This is a genomic window from Xanthomonas indica, from assembly GCF_040529045.1.
In the GTDB taxonomy this organism is placed as follows: Bacteria; Pseudomonadota; Gammaproteobacteria; order Xanthomonadales; family Xanthomonadaceae; genus Xanthomonas_A; species Xanthomonas_A indica.
Genome location: NZ_CP131914.1, coordinates 3,097,962 through 3,116,740, shown reverse-complemented (window position 1 = coordinate 3,116,740; position 18,779 = coordinate 3,097,962). Strand labels below are relative to the sequence as shown.

Below are 18,779 nucleotides of genomic sequence, written 5' to 3'. Positions count from 1 at the left end.
CAAGGCTCCCGTGGCGCTGCCGGCGGGAAACCGGACAGGGGGCGGCGAACAGTCCTGGGCGTTGATGGTGGAGTCCCTCGAAATCGTCCCCGCCAGGCGGCGGGCTTACGACCAGGGATTCTCAGGGGCGTGCGGTCGTCTTGGCGTGAGCGTCCTGCAAGGCCTTGATCAGCTGTTCGGACAGATAGGGCTTGGTCAGCACCACGCCGGCGGCGAAGCCGGTGGGCAGGGCGTCGGCGGCGACGCCGGTGGCGAGCACGAAGGGGGTGCCGCGTTCGCTCAGCGCCCGCGCCACCGGCTCGCTGGTCTCGCCAGCGGAAAGGCGGAAGTCGAGCACGGCCCGGTCCGGGCGTTCGCTGTCGATCAACTCAAGGGCCTGCTGCACGGAGGCGGCGACACCGACCACCTCGGCACCCGCCTGGGCAAGCTGCAGCTCCAGCAGCGTGGCGTTCATTTCGTCGTTCTCGACCACCAGGATACGCAGGCCCCGCAATGCCGACATCGCTTGCTCGTTAAGGTTTGGGAACGGAAAGTATAGCGGGACCGTCACTGCCGCCGCCTAGACAAACGGCCACAGGAAGATGAAGCGTTTACCTGTGATCGCCATCGACGCACTCAGCGGTGCGCAAAAAACAAACGGCAGCCGAAGCTGCCGTCAGTCCTGGTGCCGAAGGTGGGACTCGAACCCACACGCTTTTAAGGGCGGCGGATTTTGAGTCCGCTGCGTCTACCGATTCCGCCACTTCGGCGCGGCCGCGGAGTATAGCCGACTGTGCGGCCGTGCCGCTAGCGGCGCCATGCCGGTGCTGTCTCAGTGTGGGGCAGGGGAGAGGGATGGCAGTGGGCGGGGCGTTCCCGGGCCTCTCTCTTATCGGCGGTACGCCGTCGCGACATCCGTGTCGCGCTTCCCGGGGGCGCTCCGTGTTGTGCCGATATCGTCAACTGCGCGCGCGGCATGGTCGCAGGCGCTCGGCAGCGATTCCGCGCCGCGCACGATCATGGAAGCGTGCCGTCACGATGGTCAACGCCAGGCGCGCGCGTCGTGGAATGCAGGCGTCCACGACGATTCGATGAGGTGCGGCGGGTGCCTTGGCGATGCCGCAAACGTTCTGCAAAAAAACGCTTGCGTGTGCCGATCACGATCGTTAATATTCCGCTCCTCGCAGCACGTGGGGCCATAGCTCAGCTGGGAGAGCGCTTGCATGGCATGCAAGAGGTCGCCGGTTCGATCCCGGCTGGCTCCACCAACTTTTCGGACGTAGGCCTGTCCGCAAAGCGACATCGTTAACAGCGTCCCCATCGTCTAGAGGCCTAGGACATCACCCTTTCACGGTGGCGACCGGGGTTCGAATCCCCGTGGGGACGCCAATTTGCAGGAATTCCTCGCACGCATCCGGGTTCGGCTCTGCCGAACACATTGAGTGCGGGGTTTGTACATCGGAAGAAAGTCGGGTAAGATTCCGCTTCTGCCAGTACACGTGGGGCCATAGCTCAGCTGGGAGAGCGCTTGCATGGCATGCAAGAGGTCGCCGGTTCGATCCCGGCTGGCTCCACCATCTTTTCGGACATAGGCCGTCCGCAAAAGCAACATCGTTATCTGCGTCCCCATCGTCTAGAGGCCTAGGACATCACCCTTTCACGGTGGCGACCGGGGTTCGAATCCCCGTGGGGACGCCACTCTTCGAAAACACCCGGCATCGCCGGGTGTTTTTTTATGCGTGCTGTGGTCGGGCGGCGGCCTGGAGATGGCAGAGGGCGTGCGCCCGTACCCTCACCCTAATCCCTCTCCCGGAGGGAGAGGGGCTTTGGCTTCTCCCTTCTCCCTGCGGGAGAAGGTGCCCCGCAGGGGCGGATGAGGGTCCGGGTGCTCACCACATTCCAACTGTCGTGACATGCGCCTTGGCAGTTCGACTGCACCTGGCTGCGCCGTACCCTCACCCCAACCCCTCTCCCGGAGGGAGAGGGGCGATTGCGCTGCGGGTGGAGGGCTAGCACTGTCCTACTTAATGCAGCAGCCGGCGGATCTGCAGGATCGCTTGCGGCGTTTGTTGCACGCTGTGCCCGGACACGACTACCGTTTCCGAGGCGGCGCCGGGCAGGTGGGCGCTCCAGTACGGCACGATGCCGTCGCTGGACTGCGTCAGCGGCACGCGCGGATCCTCCTGCCCGATGATCGAGTGGTAGGTCACTTGCGGTGAGATCGGCAACTGCGCCGCGGCAAGGATGAAGGGATCGCGGTCGCTGAGGCTGTCGATGCTGTTGGGCAGTGGGCCGAGCATGTCCTTGCCGGCAATGTCCTTGAACTGATCCAGGACGCGACGGGGCAGGCCGATCACGGCGCGCGCCAGTTCGCCGAGGGTACCGGCGGCCTCGGGCGTGCCGCGCTGCGGGGTGGCCAGGAAGATCGCTTCGGATACTTCCGGCATCGGCGCGAAATGCAGCATCGGTCCGAGCCTGGCTTGCAGCGCCTGGCGCGCCTGCGGATCCAGCGCGGCCCCATCGAACAAGGTGCGCCACAGCCGCTCGCCGTCGCTGGAGGACACCATCAAGCGCGCCAGCACACCGCCCATGCTGTGCCCGATCAACACCATGTCGTGTGCGGACACGCTGCGGCGCTGCGGATCGAACTGGTCCAGCGTCTGTTGCAGCGCCGTGCGCACCTGCAGGTGGGTGTAGGGAATCGGCAGGTTGGTCGGGTAGTACACCAGCCAGATCTGGTAGCGCGCGCGGACCTGCGGATCGCCGAGCAGGTCGTTGGCCAGGTTCACCCACGCTTCCGGGCTGCTGGCCAGCCCATGCAGCAGCACCAGCACGCGCCGGTTCGGATCGTAGGGCTGGGTCAGGAACACGTGCGGCCGGTCGATGCCGTGCCCCAGGCCAAGCAGGGTGCGCAGCGATTGCGCGGCGAAGCCGGCGCGGGCCATCCACACGCCATAGCCGGCGCTGAAGTTGGCGGCCAGCGGCACGTCGGCACCGCCCGTCGCCACCCGCTCGCTGAGCGAGGGATCGTGGACCTCCACGTGGGCGCTGTGGCCGGCCAATACCTCTTTGAGGGTGCGGCCGTCGAAGCGCAGCAAGACCGTGAGGTTGGGCGTGGGCATGTCGCTGTAGGCGGGAGCGGCGTCGGCAGCGCCGATCGCGTCCGGCGCCGGCCGCGGCAAGACCGCGACCATTTCCGCACCGAACCCGTCGCGCCGATAGACGCTGCGCAGCCCGTCGAAGCGCAGGCCGCTGGCCGCCAGCATCGCTTCGGGCATCGGCATGTCCTTTGGGCTGCCGATGCCGCTGGCATCCAGCGTCACCGTCCACTCGGGCAGGGCGGCGATCTGCGCACCGGCGTCGTGCGTGGCGGGTGGATGTCGCCGGTAGCGCGCGAACAAGGCCGTGACCGCTTGCTGCACGGCGTAGTTGTAGTAGTCGCGCACCTGGGTCTGGCGTTCCTCGAAGGCGCGTTCGCTGGGCGTGCGTCCGCTGAAAAACAGGTAGGAGTAGGCGTAGCGCGCGGCCTGCAGCCAAGCGGCCAGAGTGGCATCGCCGTCCGGCTGCTGCTTGGCGGCACGCTGCGCGGCCAGAAGCGACAGTTCCGACGCCGTCGCCAGGGCGCGTTCCTGGTCCAGGTCGGTGTTGCCGAGCAACTGCTCGACGCATGGCGCAACCGTCGCCGTGCAGCGTGCCGCGTCGAGGCCGGCGACGTTCAGCGTCTGCAGGGCGGCATCGCTGGGGCGCGCGGCGCTCAGGGCGTCGCCACGCTTGGCCTGGATGTAGCGCGCGGCATCCACGCGCTGCAGGGTGACGCTGGCGCAGCCGCCGGCGCACAGCGCCAGCCCCAGCACGACGCAGGCCAATGCCACGTGGTGCCAGCGCTGGCGCCTCACGCCGCGGCCTTCGCCGGCATGCCCGCACGGCACGCGAACAGCAGGTCGTACAGCACCGGGATCACGCCCAGGGTCACCAGCGTGCCCAGGGCCAGGCCGCCGATCATGGTGATGGCCATGCCGGTCCACAGCGGGCCGGCGAACAGCATCAGCGGAATCAGGCCGACGATGCAGGTCAGCTTGGTCATCACGATCGGGCGCAGGCGCTTGACCGCCGCGGCGATCACCGCCTCGTGCCGGCCCAGGCCATCGGCCAGTTCGGCCTCGATCCGCTCGAGCAGCAGCACCGCGTTGTTGACGATGATGCCGGCCAGCGCGAGCAGGCCGAAGGTGGCCATGAAGCCGAACGGATAGCCGGTGACCAGCAGGGCGAGGGTGGCGCCGATCAGCACGAACGGAATGCTGGCGACCACGATGAACAGCTTGCGGAACGAATTGAACTGCCACACGAACAGCAGCAGGATCGCGCCCAGCGCATGCGGCATGTACTGCAGCAGCGCCTGGTTGGCTTCGGCCGCGTCCTCCAACTCGCCGCCCATCTCGATGCGGTAACCCGGCGGCAGGCGCAACGCCGCCACCTTGTCGGCAAGCGCATCCACCACCTGGTCGGTGGTCAGGTCCGGGTTGCGGCCGGTGATGGTGATGGCGCGGCTCAGGTTGCGGCGCTGGATCGTCGAGGGTTCCGAACTCAGCCGGATGTCGGCGATCGCCGACAGCGGCAGCGGCGCAGCGCCGGAGGACGGATAGATCGGCGTGTCGCCCGGGTTGCCGCCGCGTGCACGCTGGTCGCTGTCGCCGCGCAGCACGATCGGCACGTTGCTGCCGTCGTCGCGGATCACCGAAGCTTCCACGCCGCCGTAGCGCAGCTGCAGCGCCTGGGCGATGTCCTCGCTGGCGACGCCGGCGCGGCGCGCCTTGGCCTGGTCCACCTGCACCACGTAGCGCGGAATGCGGCTGTCCCAATCGTCGCTGACGTCCAGCGTGCCGGGCAGGGCGCGCAAGGCGTCGGCGATGCCGGCGGCGAGGCGGCGCAGTTGCGCCTCGTCCGGGCCGATCACCCGGTAGATGGCCACGCCGGATTCGGTGGAGCCCAGCGAAAAGCGCTTGGGCTCGGCGCGCACCGCCGGATACGCCTGGCGCAGGTGGGTGCGCACCTTGGCGATCAACGCGTCGATGTCGGTGCCCGGCCGCACGCTGACGGTGAAGTAGGCGATGTTGGCCGCAGGCAGCGGCGGGTTCAGCCCGAGCACGATGCGCGGGCCGCCATCGGCGACATAGCCGATGCTGTCGACGATCTGCGGGTTCTGCCGGCGGTCGGCCAGCCACCGGCTGATCGACTGCACGGTGCGCAGGGTCTCGCGCGCATCGCTGCCGGGCTGCAGGGTCACCGGCATCTGGAACTGCAGGCGGTCGGACTTGGGCAGGAAGCTGTACGGCACCGAGACCAGCACCGTCACCGCCAGTGCCAGCAGCGCAAGCATGCTGCCCAGGAACAGTGCCTTGTGCGCCAGCAACGCTTCGATCGCGCGCCGGTACAGGCGGTACGGCCTGGACGTATAGGTGTCGCCGTGGCCGTCGGCCGGCGCGGCATGCGCGCGGGCGAAGTACATGCACAGCAGCGGGGTGATGGTGATGCTGAGCAGCCACGAGCCGAGCAGGGTCACTGCCAGCACGATCGCCAGCGAGCGCATGTATTCGTTGGTGCTGGTCTGGCCGAAGAAGAACGGCGAGAACGCCAGCACGATCACCAGCGAGGAGGTCAGCAGCGGGATCGCCAGGCTGCGGCCGGCGGCCTCGCAGGCGGCGCGGCGTTCCTCGCCGGCGGCCAGGCGCCGTTCGATGTCCTCGGCGATGACGATGCCGTTGTCCACCAGCAGGCCCAGCGCCAGGATGATCGCGGCGATGGACACCGTCTGCAGTTCCACGTTCAGCGCCCGCATCGCGATCAGCGCGCCGAGGATGGTCAGCGGCACGATCGCGCCGACGATCAGGCCGGTGCGCCAGCCGAGGAACAGCATCACCACCGCCATCACGATGACGATGGTCTCGCCCATCACGTGGTGCATCTTGCCCATCTCGCGCTCGACCACGTCGGCCTGGAAGGTGACCACGTGCTGCGCGAAGCCCACCGGCAGCGCCTTGGCGGTCTCGCCCAGGGTGCGCCGCAGCGCCTTGCCGACCTCGGCGACGTTGTTGCCCGGCGCCATCGACACCGCCACCACCACGGCCGGCTGGCCCTGGTAGATCGCGCCGGCCTCCGGCGGATCCACCGGCATCAGCTCGATGCGCGCCAGTTGCGCCAGCGGGATCTGCCGCGGGCCGTCGGTGCCCTGCGTCGCGATGGGCGTATTGCGCAGGTCGTCCAGGTCGCGCACTTCGCCGGAGGTGGTCACGGTCATCGCCATGCCCGATGCGGCGACCAGGCCGCCACCGGCGACCACGTTCTGCGCGCGCAGTTGCTGCGCGACCGCGGCGGGGGTGAGGCCGGCTTCGCCCAGCCTGGTCCGGTCGAAGGCGACGTAGACGCGTTCGTCCTGCAGGCCGTGGAAGGTGACCCGTTCGACGCCGGGCACGGCATACAGCTGCGCGCGCATCTGCCGCAGCGGTCCGAGCATCTCGGCGGTGTTGAAGCCGGGCGCGGTGACCGCGATCGAGGCGATGGCGACGCGGCCGAAGTCGTCGTCCACCAGCGGCCCCTGGGTGCCCGCGGGCAGCTCGGCGCCGGCCTCGGCCGCCTTGCTGCGCACCCGCTGCCACAGCGCCGGCAGATCCTTGACGCTGTCCTGCGCGGTGACCTGCACGATGGCGCTGCCGGGATGGATGGTGGTGACGATCTTCTTCAGGCCGCTGACCTCGCGCAGCCGTTCCTCCAGCGGGCGCGCGAGCAGGTTCTCCACGCGTTCGCTGGGCATGCCGGGGAAGCCGACCTGCACGATCGCATCGCGCACGGTCACGCTGGGCTCTTCCTGCGAGGGGAAGCCGAGGAAGGTGACGATGCCGCCGATCAGGATCAGGGCGGCGCTGAACAGTGCCAGGCGGCTGGACTGCAGGGTGGCGCGGGTCAGGTTCATGGCGAGACGGTGCCGAGGCGGGTGGTGGGACGGAACGGCACCACGTGCTGGCCGTCGTGGAGGAAGGCGGCGCCGGCGGCGACGATGCGCTCGCCCGCGGCCAGGCCGTGCAGGATCTGCACGCGGCCGCCATCGCTGTGCCCGATCACGACCCGGCGGCGACGCACGCTGCCGCTGTCCTGGCGGTACACGAACACCATGGTCTGGCCATCGGCCATGCTCGGGAGCAGCGCGCTCAGCGGCACGCTCGGTGCTTGGTCGGCAACGCTGTCCGGCAGGGCCAGCAGCAGCGATTCGCCGCTGCGCGGCTGCGTTGCATCGGCGCTGGCGCTGTCGAACAGCGCCTGCACGGTGGCGCCGCCGTCCACGCGTTCGGACACGCTGCGCAGGCGCAGCGGCAAGCCTTGCTGCGGCGCACTGCTGCGGTAGGCGAGCACACGCTGGCCGGGTTGCAGCGCCGCTGCGCGCTCGGCCGGCAGCGTCGCCAGCACCTGCGCGCGATCGGCACCGTCCAATTGCAGCACCGGCTGGCCGGCGCCGATCAGAGTGTCGGGTTGCTGCAGCCGCGCCACCACGCTGCCGTCGAACGGCGCACGCAGTTCCGACTGGCGCACCGCGCGGCGCGCCAGCGCCAGGTCCGATTGCGCGCTGCGCACCCGCGCCTGCGCCGCGGCGAAGGCGCTCTTGGCCGCGGTCAGGGTCGCCGCGGAGGCGGCGCCGTCGTCGAACATGGCCTGCTGCTGGGCGAGCTGGGTCTGTTGCTGCTGCAGGTCGGCCGCGGCGATGCCGACGCCGGCCTCGGCCTGCTGCAGGCGCAGGGCGTTTGGTTCCGGATCCAGGCGCGCGAGCACCTGGCCGGCGCGCACGCGGTCGCCCACGTCCACGGCGATGGCGGCGATGCGGCCACCGCCCTCGAAGCCGAGATCGGCGCGTTGTTGCTGGCGCACTTGCGCGAGGTAGCGGGTGCTGTCGTGCGCGGCGTCGCCGCCGACGGTTTCCAGCTTGACCGCGCGCGGCGCATCGGCCGGCGGCGCCGCCTCGCGGTCGCAGCCGGACAACGCCAGCGCGGCCAGCGCCAGGCACAGCGGGAGAAGCAGGGTGGGGCGCAGGATCATGGTCGGCGGTGTCCCGGAAGCGATCAGAAGGTGTAGGTGAGGGTGGCGCCGCCGCCGGCACCCGCGCGGCGGCGCACCACCGGGCTGCCGTCGGCGGGGCCGACGTAGCGGGTGGCGTTGAGCAGCAGCGAGGCGGTCCAGTGCGGCGACAGGGTGTGGTCCCATTCGGCACCGACCGTGTAGGCGTACACGCCGGCATCGGCGCGATGCGGCTGAAAGCCGCTGGCCAGGCTCTGCGCATCGGTGACGCCGAAGTACGCCTGGTTGAAGCGGCGGTCGCCGAAGTGCGCGTCCAGGTCCAGGGTCACGTTGTCGGCCGCGGCCTGCAGCAGGGTGAAGCGCGCCCCGGCGCGGTAGCGGTTGCGGCGCGCGCCGTCCTTCAGCGCGAACTCGGCCTCGGCGTCCAGCGCCAGGTACGGGGTGAGTTGCTGCATGACCAGGCTTCGCGCGGTGATCGCGCCGGGCACGTCGCCCATGCCGGCCAGGTTCTTGGAGCCGGGGCGCCAGCTGCTGTTGCGCTGCAGGCGGCCGAGGTCGTAGCCGAACGACTGGCTGGCGGAGAAGCCGTGCGCGTTCTGGAATTGCACGCCGGCACCACGCACCGTGTCGGCGAACAGGATGCCGCGCTGCACCGAGAACACCGGCACCGCCTGCACGCGATCGTCGGCGGAACCGGCATAGCGCGGGGTCAGCATGGCGCCAGCGCCCACGCTCAGTTGGGTGCGGTCGCCGAACAGGCCGGCGCTGGGCGCCGGGCCGGGGTCTGCGGCATGCGCGGCCGGCGGCAGTGCCAGCAACGCCACGGTCAGCGTGGGCGACAGAACGGACAGGACATGTTTCATCGGGGCAACCTCGGGTGGGGGAAAGGTCAGGGCGCGTGCGGCAGCGGCACGCCGTAGAACGCGCGGAACAGTGCGATGCGATCGAGCAACAGGTCCTGGCGGGCCTGCAGGTGCGCCAGTTCGGCCTGGGCGGCCTGGATGTCGCCGGCGAGCACGTCGGGGCGGTCCTGCAGGCCTTGCGCGACGCGCTGCTGCAGGCGCGCCACGCGCTGGCGTTCACGCTCCAGGTTGGTGCGTTCGCCGCGTGCGCGCTGCTGCAGTGCCGGCAGCGCATCCAGCGCATCGGCAACCTCGCGGAACGCCGCTTCCACGGTCTTCTCGTAGTCCGCCACTGCGCCGTCCTTGCGCAGCTGGGCGATCTCCAGGTTGGCGCGGTTGCGGCCGCCGTCGAACAGCGGCAGCACCAGTTGCGGCATGAAGCTCCAGGTGCGGCTGCCGGGCATGAACAGGCCGTTCAAGGCCTCGCTGGCGGTGCCCAGCGAGGTGCTCAGCCGGATCGACGGGAAGAAGGCGGCGCGTGCGGCACCGATGTCGGCATTGCGCGCGCGCAGCTCGGCTTCGGCCTGGCGGACGTCCGGGCGCTGCAGCAGCAGCTGCGAATCGAGGTCGCGCCAGGCGCGGCCGTCGTCCTGTTCGGCGCCGGGCAACAGCTCCTCCAAGGTGCCAGCGCCGTCGGGCGCGGCGTAGCCGGCGAGCAATTGCAGGGCGCGGCGGGCGGCGGCGTGGTCGCTGGCGGCCTGCTGCGCGCGCGCCTGCGCCTGGTCGTCGTCGTGGCGCTGGCGGTCCAGCGCATCTCCGGAAATCAGCCCGACCGCCTGCTGGCGTGTGGCGATCGCCAGCAGCGCGGCACTGCGCTCGGCGATGGTCTGCGCCTGCTGCTGGCTCTGCAGGGCGGCGCGTTCCAGCGTGTAGGCCCGCAGGACCTCGGCGATCAGCGCACCGCGCGCCGCCTGGCGACCTTCTTCGGTGGCCAGGTAGCGCTGCTGTGCCGCCGCCGACAGCGACGCCAGCTTGCCAAACAGATCCAGTTCGAAGCCGTCCACGCCGACCGCGACGGTGCTCAGCTTCTGGCCATAGCGCGCCTGCGTGGCCGCGTCGTCGTAGCTGCGGCGCGTGCCCTGGGCATCGAGGCCGAGCTGCGGCAGTTGCTGCGCGCGTTCGATTCGGTACTGGGCGCGCGCCTGCTGCACGGTCTGCACGGCATTGCGGAAGTCAGGGGCGTGGGTCAGCGCCTGGGTCACGAGGGGGGCCAGGTCGTGCTGCGGCGAGAACGCCCGCAGGAACTCCTGCTCCTGCGCGGTGAGCGCGCTGTCGCTGCGCTCCGGGGCAGTGGCCGCGGTTGCGGCGGTCGCGCCCAGCGTAGGGGGCAGGGCAGGTTGCGGGCGCTGGTAGACCGGCGCCAAGGAGCAGCCACCCAGGGCGAGCGCGAGCAGGCCGAGCAGGGCGTGGGCGCGACGCGGGCGGAGCAACGGGGACGGTAGAATCATGGCGGCGGTCGGGTGATCGAACTCGACTGCCAGCATCGGCGGGCATGTTCAAGCCGCCTTCTAGGAATCTTCAAGATTCCATCAAGACGCGAAATACGGGCACCAGGCAATGCACGCGAAGAAGATCCTGCTGGTCGAAGACGATGCCGACAGCGCCAGCATCCTCGAGGCCTACCTGCGCCGCGACGGCTTCGACGTCACCATCGCCGAGGACGGGCAGAAGGCGGTGGCGGTGCACGCGCAGTGGAAGCCGGACCTGGTGCTGCTGGACGTGATGCTGCCGCGGCTCAGCGGCACCGAGGTGCTGTCCACGATCCGCCGCAGCAGCGACACGCCGGTGATCATGGTCACCGCGATGGGCGACGAACCGGAAAAGCTCGGCGCGCTGCGCTACGGCGCCGACGATTACGTGGTCAAGCCGTACAGCCCCAAGGAAGTGGTGGCGCGGGTGTATGCAGTGCTGCGCCGCGCCGGGCCGGCGCGTGCCAGCGAGGAGCCGCTGCGCCACGAGCGGCTCACCGTGGACACCGCGGCGGTGCGCGCCACGGTGCGCACTGCCGACGGCCAGGAGGTGGCGCTGGAGCTGACCCCGACCGAATTCAACATCCTGGCCACGTTGATGAAGACGCCGTTCAAGGCCTTCACCCGCAGCGAACTGCTGGAGATCTGCCTGCCCGACAGCGATGCGCTGGAGCGGGTGGTGGATGCGCACGTGCACAACCTGCGCAAGAAGCTGGAGCATGAGCAGGTCACCGGCCTGTTGGTGACGGTGCGCGCCATCGGCTACCGCTTCCGATGAACTGGGCCTGGTTCCGCCGCAAGCGCCACGCGCCGCTGTGGCAGTGGGTGGGCTTGCGCATGAGCGCACTGGCGGTACTGACCATCATCGCCATCGCGCTGGGCATGGTGCTGCGCTTCGCGATCTGGGACGTCTCCACCCTGAGCCGCCTGCCGCCGCAGGCGCGGCAGGAGATGCTGCAGCTGCGCGAGGATCCGCACAGCAATGCGCGGCGCCTGTGGGAACTGTTCGAAACCTATTACGACGTGGCCGACTTCCTGCCCGGCCTGGCCAGCCGCGACTGGTGGCTGCTGGCCGGCATGGTGCTGGCGTCGATCCCGGTGATCGTGGTCTGCGGCCTTCTCGCCTCACGGCCGCTGTCGCGGCAGTTCTCCAACGTGGCCGAGGCGGCGCGGCGCATCAGCGACGGCGATTTCGCCGCGCGCGCCCGGGTGGTGCCCGGTGCACCCGACGAACTGGCCGGGCTGGCGATCGACTTCAACGGCATGAGCGCGCAGCTGCAGCAGTACGAGCGCGAAGTCCGCGAGTCCAGCGCGATGCTGGCGCACGAACTGCGCACCCCGCTCAACGCGGCGATGGGGCGAGTGCAGGGCATGCTCGACCAAGTGTTCCCGAGCAGCGAGGAGCAACTGCGCATGGTCCAGCGCCAGCTGGAGCAGATCAATCGCCTGGTCGGCGACCTGCACCTGCTGTCGATGGCCCGCGCCAACCAGTTGATGCTGGAACCGCAGCGGTTCGCGCTCGGTGCGCTGGTCCGCGAACGCCTGACCTGGGCCGCGCAGCCGCTGCAGGAGGCCGGCATGCACGTGCAGGTCCGCATCCCCGAGCAACTTCACATCAGTGCCGACCGCGACCGCCTGGGCCAGGTGTTGTCGGTGCTGATCGACAACGCACTGCGCTACGCCGCGGCCGGCGGCGAACTGGCGCTGGAGGCGCAGGCCGATGCCGATGGCGTGCTGATCCGCGTCGCCGATCGCGGCCCCGGCGTCGACGAAGAAGCCCTGGCACGCATGGGCGACCGCTTCTGGCGCGCCGACGACTCGCGTGCGCGCCATTCCGGCGGCAGCGGCCTGGGCCTGTCGATCGCCGCGGCCATCTGCCAGGCGCACGGCGGTGCGCTGGAGTTCGCCAACCGCGAGGGCGGCGGACTATGCGCCCAGGTGCGGTTGCCGTCCGGGTTGGCAGGTGATGCGGGCGCGGGTCGCAGCAGTGCGCCTGCGCCGCATCAGCGCAAACGGCAAGCGTGAGATCGGTGCGGTAAAGTCCGCTGCACGAACGGAGACGTTCAGTCCCAGGCTTCCAGGTGAGTACCGCATTGGATACCAACCGCCAGCGCCAGGCCGTTCCAACGGGCAAGACCGCCGAGGAGTGGCAAGCCATCGAGCACGCGGCCATCCAGGAGTTGCAGCGCCGGGCTGACGAGGCGCACGCGACCGTGGTTGCGTTGCTGGATCGCCACGGCGGCAACTTCAGCGCCAGGCAGATGTCGCAGATACGGCGGCGGCTGGAGAAGCGTTGAACGGGTGACGCGGACGCTAGCGGCGCTGCGGTATTCGAATTTTACATAAGATACATTATGCGAAATTGTGCGCATGGCGATGCAGCGACTGCGCTGGGTCTGGCTGTGGCTTACCTCTTGCTCGCCGCCTCGATCCCATAGCGACAAGGAAATCGCAGCGTGAACGACACCTACGACATCGATCGCCGGCCACCGTGCTGGCAGCCCGGCGAGCCATGCCCGAACCACTGTGCACAGGCACATGCCTGCTACGTGCTACCTGCTGGCTCGAGCCAAAACCGGCAGCTGAAGTTGTTTAGCCGACGGTCGAAGGCGTCGGTGCGAGCCTGGAAAGTTTTCGGGATCGCTGCACCGTCACCACCCTGCCGAAAGTACTCGGCAAGCGAATGGAGTCCGTTTTTCATTAGTTGCTCCCACTCGCGCCAAAGTTCGTCCTGCAAATCCTGCGCACGCCGACTGGCGCTCGGCTTTCGCTTCGGGGCCGGCACTGAGTAGTCAGGGCGTGGATCATACGAGTGATTGAACGTGATAGTACCGTGCGTCCATTCGGACTCGGTCGACGGTCGCCAGCGGTAGTCCACCCGTACCGACAGCGCCCTCGTGAAATTGCTCGGTGGAATGATTTGGTCGTCGACGAAAAAGCGCTGACCTTCCTGTTCCTGCGTCTCAATCCGCTGCTGCATCTGCCGAACCGCGTTGCCCAAGTTGCTGCCGGCACGGCGGGCTCGCTCACCGGTGTCAGCTAGCTTCCTCGTCGTCTTGGCTCCCGCGTAGGCCTGTAGCGCTACATCGAACTCGCGAAGTTTGGTGGCGATAAAAGGCCCGCAACTGTCTAACCGTAAGTCGCGCAATGTAGATCCTAGTCGCCGCGCGTCCAGGGAAGCTGAAATCTCCCGATTCAACGCCTGCATATTGACCTCTCGCAGCGCCTTTTGTTCATCGCGAGGAATATTGATGACGCTCAACTCGGACTCCGTATATTAGCGGTTCGGCATGCCACGATTCTAGTTCGCGGCATGTTCTAGGAACTTGCGCGCGCGCACGAGAGAAGGAACTAGAACTTGTTCTCGTCCTCGAATGTGGCCATTTCAAATGAAAGCACAGACTCGTTTCTCTCGCGCAACGTCTCACTGCGGTGTAGTGCCAAAGACAGATAGATAAGCGCGGAGCGTGCAGTCCTCAGCATCCGCAACGCCTTGGAATCTAGTTCCTGTGAATCTAGTTCGTACGCCAAGTGATCCTTGAGGATGTCGGGCGTGTGGGGGCCGGCCTTAGCATCGACCACCTTGACGAACTTGTGCTCCAGGTGATTGCGAAGAATCCTGATGTCACGGGCGTCGGGTGCCGCTACCGCCTGATCGTCGCTGTTGTGAATGTCCAGCGACAGGCGATACAGCGCCTGAAGCCAGAGATTCTGCGACGCCTCCAGCTGAGGCCAGATTTGGCCCTTCTGTGGACCCTTTCCTTGTGTCCAGATCGTAGCGTAGTCCACACGCGTCTCCGGAACTCCCAGCGCCCAGCGATGATTGATGAAATAGGCCACCTTGTCCAGCACTGAGTAGGCGGCGCGGAAGCTGGTCTTCACCTGCTCCAGTGCTATGGAGTAGCGTGCCGAGTCACCATTCATCGTCAACATGACCTCTCGGTCAGCGCAGTGGACATCCTCAGAGGTCGATCCGGCGTAGAGACACCATCGCGCGTATGCGTACTCCTGTTTCATCTGGTTGAAGAATGCCAGGTACGTAATCCCAACACCGGTCGCCATGTGATCGGGCAGGCCCAACGGGTCGTGGGCGGCTATCGGGGTGGTGAAAGCGTCATTCATCGGATTGAGAAACAGTCGATGATCGAGGCACCATCGCCGGTAGCCTCGTTCTCTTTCGGAGTCACCTAGGGAGAAGTCATGCATGATCGACTGGTCAAGCACATCAGGATAGCCGCAGCCTGTCAGGAAGGCTTGAAGTTGTGCGAGTTCGCTTGCGAAGTGTGAAATCGCCTCCGGATAGGTTGCTTCGTCCCGCCCCACGCCGATCATCACGGCGGCTGTTAGATTCCTTCTCGCCTCGTCCAATAACCAGAGCGCATGTCCGTGGTCATAAAGATGACGACCGTAGTACAGCAGTCCTTTGCCCCTAGAGCCGAACGCCATCGCAATGCCCGGCCGGTCCTGCAGCGCAGATCTCCACTCGTCCAGCGCATCGATGATGCGACCCGCCGAGTTGTATGCGTTAGCCAAGTTGATCCTTATTTGTGCACGCCGCGCCTTCGGAAGCTCCGCCGCCGCCTCATGCTGAAGTGCGGAACGCAGGTAGAAGAGCTGATTAGCTAATTCAGGCTGTTGCCAGGACAGCACATGGTCGGGGTAGCGATGAATGCTGTAGAGCGCGCTCCAAGCGTTAGCAATGCAGTACAGAACCCAACAAATCGCCCAGCCTGTGGATGCTGCCGCTACCTGTGCGCCCAATGTTATGAGCCGAGTGAGCTCATCTTCGTTGCACGCATCGCTTGCCAAATCCACAAGCTCTGCGTAAAGCTCCCAGGATTCCGCATCGAGGTGCCCTTGAGTGCAATCCTCCTCCAACTGTCTAAGTCCTGCAGCAAGCCCCATTCTCTCCCCCTTGTCGTGGTTGCTACCCGTAGTGGTCGATTAGGCCGGGCGCTGCCGCTATCGATTGCGAGTTCCAGCACGGGAATTCGGTCAGTGGCGCGTCGTGCGGGATTGGAGGCCCCCGCCACGTCATAACGACCACGATTTCGTTGATCAACATCAGCCCCGTCCACCGACCAATCGACATGCCATGCACGTTCCTTAATGATCAATGCCGACACAGGCTGGCGGGCGCCCCTAAAATTCAGGCGGGATAGGTGTGGAATTATCGCGCATAATTGGCCCTCTGATCCTTTCTGGCTCCAAAAACAGTACGAAGCCGGTCCTGGGGGGCGATCGCTGAATATTGAGTAGTAGACTCGGGGCGAAAAAGAGGCCAGTCATAGTGCCGGCAAGCTTCGCCACCGGGCTCGTTGGCAATCAGAGGACTGCGCATGCCGATCGAACGTATCGTTATCGAAAACTACAAGTCGTTTCGCCATCTGGACCTGCCCCTCAATGCGCACATGAACCTGGTGGTGGGGGACAACGAGGTTGGCAAGTCCACCCTGCTGGAGGCCATCCACGCGGTGGTCACCGGCCAGCTCCATGGGCGCAATCTCGCCTACGAGCTCACGCCTTACCTGTTCCACCAGCCGACGGTGCAAGAGTACTTGGCGGCGCTTGCAGCAGGTACGCCGGGCTCGCCGCCACGAATCTCCATTGAAGCGTATCTAGGGGGAGACGCCGCGCTGGCGTCGTTGCGCGGCACCAACAACTCATTGCGCCTAGATACGGCCGGCATCCGGCTGCTGGTCGAGCTCAATGACGACTACCTCGAGGAGTTCAACGCCTACCTGCAGCAGCACCAAGGTGCGGTCAGCCTGCCGGTGGAGTACTACACGGTGCGCTGGTACTCCTTCGCCAACAATGGCGTCACCGCCCGCAGTATTCCGTTCGACTCGACCATCATCGACACACACGGCATCAAGACCCTGTCCGGTGCCGATCGTTATATCGTCGGCATCATCGAACAGGCATTGACGCCTGCGCAACGCGTTTCGCTGTCATTGAGCTTCCGCCGTATGCGGCAAAGTTTTTCCGAAGAAGCGGACGTGGCGGCGATCAATGCCTACCTCACCGAGCACACCGGGGACATTAGCCAGCGAGCGCTGACGGTGGGTGTGGATACATCGCCGCGCTCAACCTGGGAAACCAGCTTGTCACCGTACTTGGATGAGCTCCCTTTCACTCAAGCCGGCAAGGGCGAACAAAGCGCGGTGAAGATGAAGCTGGCAATGCATGCGGCGGGCGCGGCCCACGTGCTACTGATTGAGGAGCCGGAGAACCATCTGTCCTTCTCCAGCATGACCCAACTGATAGACAAAATTGCGGCCCTCTCCATCGCCCAACAGGTGATCATCGCTACCCACAGCAGCTTCGTGTTGAACAAGCTGGGCGTGGATAACGTGATCCTGTTCAGCGCGCAGGGGCAGATGAAGCTGGACCAGCTGCCGGGCGATACCCACGACTATTTCATGAAGCTGCCTGGCCACGATACGCTGCGGCTGATCTTGGCCAAGCAAGCAATCCTGGTGGAGGGCCCTTCCGACGAGCTGATCGTGCAGCGTGCCTATAGCGACCACCACGGAGTGACGCCGATGGCCCGCGGCGTAGACATCATTTCGGTCAAGTCGTTGGCATTCAAACGCTTCTTGCAAATTGCAGATCGACTGAAGATTCAGGCCAAGGTGATCACCGACAACGATGGCGACGTCGCAGTTGTTCAGGAGCGCTATGCCGAGCACATCAACGCGATCTACTACGATTCCGACGAGAGCGCCCCGTCGCTGGAAGAGCAGCTGATCAAAGCCAATTCGCTGGCCGAGCTCAATACTGTGCTGGGCAAGGCATTTGCCGATGAGGTGGCGCTGCTCAAATACATGAAAAGGCACAAGACCGATACGGCCCTGGCAATCTTCAACAGCTCGCAGTCGATCAGGTTCCCAGACTATGTCCAGCGTGCTATCACCTAACCTGGTACTGCTCTCAGCGGCCGGCTCGGGCAAGACCACGTTGCTGGTCCGGCTGGCCTTGGAGCGGCCCGGGCGCCGTATCGCGATTGTCACCTACACTCTGGAAAACCTTGAGGAGATCCGGCGCTCGTTTGAGGTTCACGCCGGCGCGGTCCCCGCGCACGTTACCTTGTACAGCTGGTATGGCTTTCTGCTACGCGAGTGCATCCGCCCGTACCAGGGTGCGCTTTGCCACGAGCCTCGGATCGAGACCATCCTGTTCATGGAAGGTCGCACTGACAACCGCGCCCCACGCACCCAAGTGGCACGCCACTATCTGGCAGGCAACCGAATGTATTCCGACCGGGCGGCCGACTTTGCCGTGCGCTGCGATGAGCTGACCCATGGTCAGGTCATGGCACGCCTAGGGGCCATGTACGACGAGCTTTATATCGACGAGGTCCAGGACCTGGCCGGCTATGACTTGGATCTGGTCGAGCGACTGTTGAAGAGCGACATCGCCATCACGTTGGTAGGCGATACGCGCCAAGCCACGTACGCGACCAACTACGCACCGCGGCACAGTCAGTATCGTGGGTCGAACATGGCAGCATTGTTTCGGATTTGGGAAGCGGATGGCTTATGCCAGCTCGACCACCGCCGCATCAGCTTGCGCTGTGTCCAGACGCTGTGCGACTTGGCAGATGCGCTCTATCCTCAGATGCCACGGACCGAGTCAGGCAATGGCGAGGTCACCGGACACGATGGCATCTACCTCGTCGCTCCGGAGCATGTTGCTGCGTATATGCAGGAATTTTCTCCCACCGTGCTTCGGTACGACCGGCGGCAAGCTTGTGACGGATTGCCGGCCGTGAACTTCGGCCAGTGCAAAGGCCGGACCTATGGGCGTGTACTGATCTTCCCTAATGGGCCATTGACGCTGTACGTGCGCACGGCTGATGCATCTCGTATCAGCGCACCACCGAAATATTACGTGGCCTTGACCCGGGCGCGGCAAAGCGTGGCCTTTGTGTATGCCGGCGCATGTGCGTTGCCGGGTCATCAGCTCTACGCGCCTGCCAGCGCAGACGCGTAGAGTCACTGACCAGCTCGAACGCTACGACGCCTCCGGCAGCAAGCGCCGACACATGCCTCAGCTTCGGCGGTTCATTGGGGTACGTCCCTTGGACAAAGCCGGGTCGTCTTGGCTAGGCACCATGGCCACCGTTGCAGCCCAGGACCAGGCACGCCATCCCACATCGTGAACGTCCTGCTCGAAGGGCTGGTGCACCATCACTATGAACTTCCCGGCTTCCCGAGCGTCGATTCCGCGGCTATACGGAAATGGCACGGTTGTCAGCACGGGCTGGGAGCTACTCAACCCTACCCCCGATAAATCTTCCTAATCGCTTCCCGGATACGCTTGCTCTTGACCATAGAAAACCTTTCACGATGCCGGCGTAAGCCGA

At 66.3% G+C, this 18,779-nt stretch carries 13 protein-coding genes, 5 tRNA genes and 1 pseudogene; 10 read left to right on the top strand and 9 right to left on the bottom strand.

Annotation, left to right across the window (positions count from 1 at the left end; all coding sequences use genetic code 11):
* Positions 1-121: 121 nt before the first annotated feature.
* Both Q7W82_RS13530 and Q7W82_RS13525 read right to left on the bottom strand, forming a co-directional pair.
* Entirely contained in the window at positions 122-502 is a 381-nt protein-coding gene (locus Q7W82_RS13530; protein ID WP_242158868.1) for a response regulator, read from the bottom strand.
* 160 nt (positions 503-662) lie between these two features.
* Positions 663-749 (bottom strand) — tRNA-Leu (locus Q7W82_RS13525).
* 422 nt (positions 750-1,171) lie between these two features.
* On the opposite strand from Q7W82_RS13525, the gene Q7W82_RS13520 reads away from it, so the two are divergent.
* The 4 genes from Q7W82_RS13520 (at position 1,172) to Q7W82_RS13505 (ending at position 1,677) form a co-directional block, all read left to right on the top strand.
* Positions 1,172-1,247, top strand: a tRNA-Ala gene (locus Q7W82_RS13520).
* Between the two features lie 45 nt (positions 1,248-1,292).
* Positions 1,293-1,368: transfer RNA gene (locus Q7W82_RS13515), tRNA-Glu, on the top strand.
* A gap of 112 nt (positions 1,369-1,480) precedes the next feature.
* Positions 1,481-1,556, top strand: a tRNA-Ala gene (locus tag Q7W82_RS13510).
* A gap of 45 nt (positions 1,557-1,601) precedes the next feature.
* Positions 1,602-1,677, top strand: a tRNA-Glu gene (locus tag Q7W82_RS13505).
* Between the two features lie 326 nt (positions 1,678-2,003).
* On the opposite strand, the gene Q7W82_RS13500 is transcribed toward Q7W82_RS13505, so the two are convergent.
* The 5 genes from Q7W82_RS13500 to Q7W82_RS13480 are packed head-to-tail and all read right to left on the bottom strand — an operon-like array spanning position 2,004 to position 10,390.
* Complete coding sequence (locus Q7W82_RS13500) at positions 2,004-3,908, bottom strand: alpha/beta hydrolase (protein WP_242158867.1); 1,905 nt, start codon at positions 3,906-3,908, stop codon at positions 2,004-2,006.
* Entirely contained in the window at positions 3,872-6,946 is a 3,075-nt protein-coding gene (locus Q7W82_RS13495) for an efflux RND transporter permease subunit (RefSeq protein WP_242158865.1), read from the bottom strand. Before Q7W82_RS13495 ends, Q7W82_RS13500 begins: the two co-directional genes overlap by 37 nt.
* Positions 6,943-8,061 carry an efflux RND transporter periplasmic adaptor subunit gene (locus tag Q7W82_RS13490; RefSeq protein WP_242158856.1) on the bottom strand — a complete coding sequence of 373 codons (1,119 nt, stop codon included), beginning with the start codon at positions 8,059-8,061 and terminating at the stop codon, positions 6,943-6,945. The genes Q7W82_RS13495 and Q7W82_RS13490 overlap by 4 nt, the downstream gene beginning before the upstream one ends.
* 23 nt (positions 8,062-8,084) lie before the next feature.
* Positions 8,085-8,903 (bottom strand): MipA/OmpV family protein, encoded by an 819-nt coding sequence (locus Q7W82_RS13485; protein ID WP_242158853.1) that lies wholly within the window; start codon positions 8,901-8,903, stop codon positions 8,085-8,087.
* A gap of 26 nt (positions 8,904-8,929) precedes the next feature.
* Positions 8,930-10,390 carry an efflux transporter outer membrane subunit gene (locus Q7W82_RS13480; RefSeq protein WP_242158851.1) on the bottom strand — a complete coding sequence of 487 codons (1,461 nt, stop codon included), beginning with the start codon at positions 10,388-10,390 and terminating at the stop codon, positions 8,930-8,932.
* Between the two features lie 109 nt (positions 10,391-10,499).
* Between Q7W82_RS13480 and Q7W82_RS13475 the strand changes: the two genes are divergently transcribed.
* From Q7W82_RS13475 to Q7W82_RS13465, 3 genes are all read left to right on the top strand, one after another.
* Positions 10,500-11,189, top strand: coding sequence for a response regulator (locus Q7W82_RS13475; RefSeq protein WP_242158849.1), 690 nt, complete (start codon positions 10,500-10,502; stop codon positions 11,187-11,189).
* On the top strand, positions 11,186-12,436 hold the full coding sequence (locus Q7W82_RS13470; protein WP_242158847.1) for an ATP-binding protein: 1,251 nt from the start codon (positions 11,186-11,188) through the stop codon (positions 12,434-12,436). The genes Q7W82_RS13475 and Q7W82_RS13470 overlap by 4 nt, the downstream gene beginning before the upstream one ends.
* A 68-nt stretch (positions 12,437-12,504) precedes the next feature.
* Complete coding sequence (locus tag Q7W82_RS13465) at positions 12,505-12,708, top strand: hypothetical protein (protein ID WP_019795979.1); 204 nt, start codon at positions 12,505-12,507, stop codon at positions 12,706-12,708.
* A 248-nt stretch (positions 12,709-12,956) separates the two neighbouring features.
* Here Q7W82_RS13465 and Q7W82_RS13460 read toward each other — a convergent pair whose 3' ends face one another.
* On the bottom strand, positions 12,957-13,673 hold the full coding sequence (locus Q7W82_RS13460; RefSeq protein ID WP_242158846.1) for a hypothetical protein: 717 nt from the start codon (positions 13,671-13,673) through the stop codon (positions 12,957-12,959).
* A gap of 89 nt (positions 13,674-13,762) precedes the next feature.
* On the bottom strand, positions 13,763-15,289 hold the full coding sequence (locus tag Q7W82_RS13455; protein ID WP_242158844.1) for an LA2681 family HEPN domain-containing protein: 1,527 nt from the start codon (positions 15,287-15,289) through the stop codon (positions 13,763-13,765).
* Between the two features lie 461 nt (positions 15,290-15,750).
* Here Q7W82_RS13455 and Q7W82_RS13450 point away from each other — a divergent pair, with 461 nt between their 5' ends.
* From Q7W82_RS13450 to Q7W82_RS13440, 3 genes and pseudogenes are all read left to right on the top strand, one after another.
* Positions 15,751-17,331 (top strand): AAA family ATPase, encoded by a 1,581-nt coding sequence (locus tag Q7W82_RS13450; RefSeq protein ID WP_242158842.1) that lies wholly within the window; start codon positions 15,751-15,753, stop codon positions 17,329-17,331.
* Positions 17,309-18,406, top strand: coding sequence for a UvrD-helicase domain-containing protein (locus tag Q7W82_RS13445; RefSeq protein ID WP_242158839.1), 1,098 nt, complete (start codon positions 17,309-17,311; stop codon positions 18,404-18,406). The genes Q7W82_RS13450 and Q7W82_RS13445 overlap by 23 nt, the downstream gene beginning before the upstream one ends.
* Before the next feature lie 4 nt (positions 18,407-18,410).
* Positions 18,411-18,649 (top strand): annotated as a pseudogene (locus Q7W82_RS13440) (DUF4158 domain-containing protein); the annotation flags it as partial.
* Positions 18,650-18,779: the final 130 nt, after the last annotated feature.

Excerpts from the sequence above, each read along its gene's own strand:
- Q7W82_RS13450 (WP_242158842.1), top strand. The coding sequence starts at position 15,751 with ATGCCGATCGAACGTATCGTTATCGAAAACTACAAGTCGTTTCGCCAT.
- Q7W82_RS13445 (WP_242158839.1), top strand. The coding sequence starts at position 17,309 with ATGTCCAGCGTGCTATCACCTAACCTGGTACTGCTCTCAGCGGCCGGC.
- Q7W82_RS13475 (WP_242158849.1), top strand. The coding sequence starts at position 10,500 with ATGCACGCGAAGAAGATCCTGCTGGTCGAAGACGATGCCGACAGCGCC.
- Q7W82_RS13530 (WP_242158868.1), bottom strand. The coding sequence starts at position 502 with ATGTCGGCATTGCGGGGCCTGCGTATCCTGGTGGTCGAGAACGACGAA.
- Q7W82_RS13495 (WP_242158865.1), bottom strand. The coding sequence starts at position 6,946 with ATGAACCTGACCCGCGCCACCCTGCAGTCCAGCCGCCTGGCACTGTTC.
- Q7W82_RS13470 (WP_242158847.1), top strand. The coding sequence starts at position 11,186 with ATGAACTGGGCCTGGTTCCGCCGCAAGCGCCACGCGCCGCTGTGGCAG.
- Q7W82_RS13480 (WP_242158851.1), bottom strand. The coding sequence starts at position 10,390 with ATGATTCTACCGTCCCCGTTGCTCCGCCCGCGTCGCGCCCACGCCCTG.
- Q7W82_RS13490 (WP_242158856.1), bottom strand. The coding sequence starts at position 8,061 with ATGATCCTGCGCCCCACCCTGCTTCTCCCGCTGTGCCTGGCGCTGGCC.
- Q7W82_RS13485 (WP_242158853.1), bottom strand. The coding sequence starts at position 8,903 with ATGAAACATGTCCTGTCCGTTCTGTCGCCCACGCTGACCGTGGCGTTG.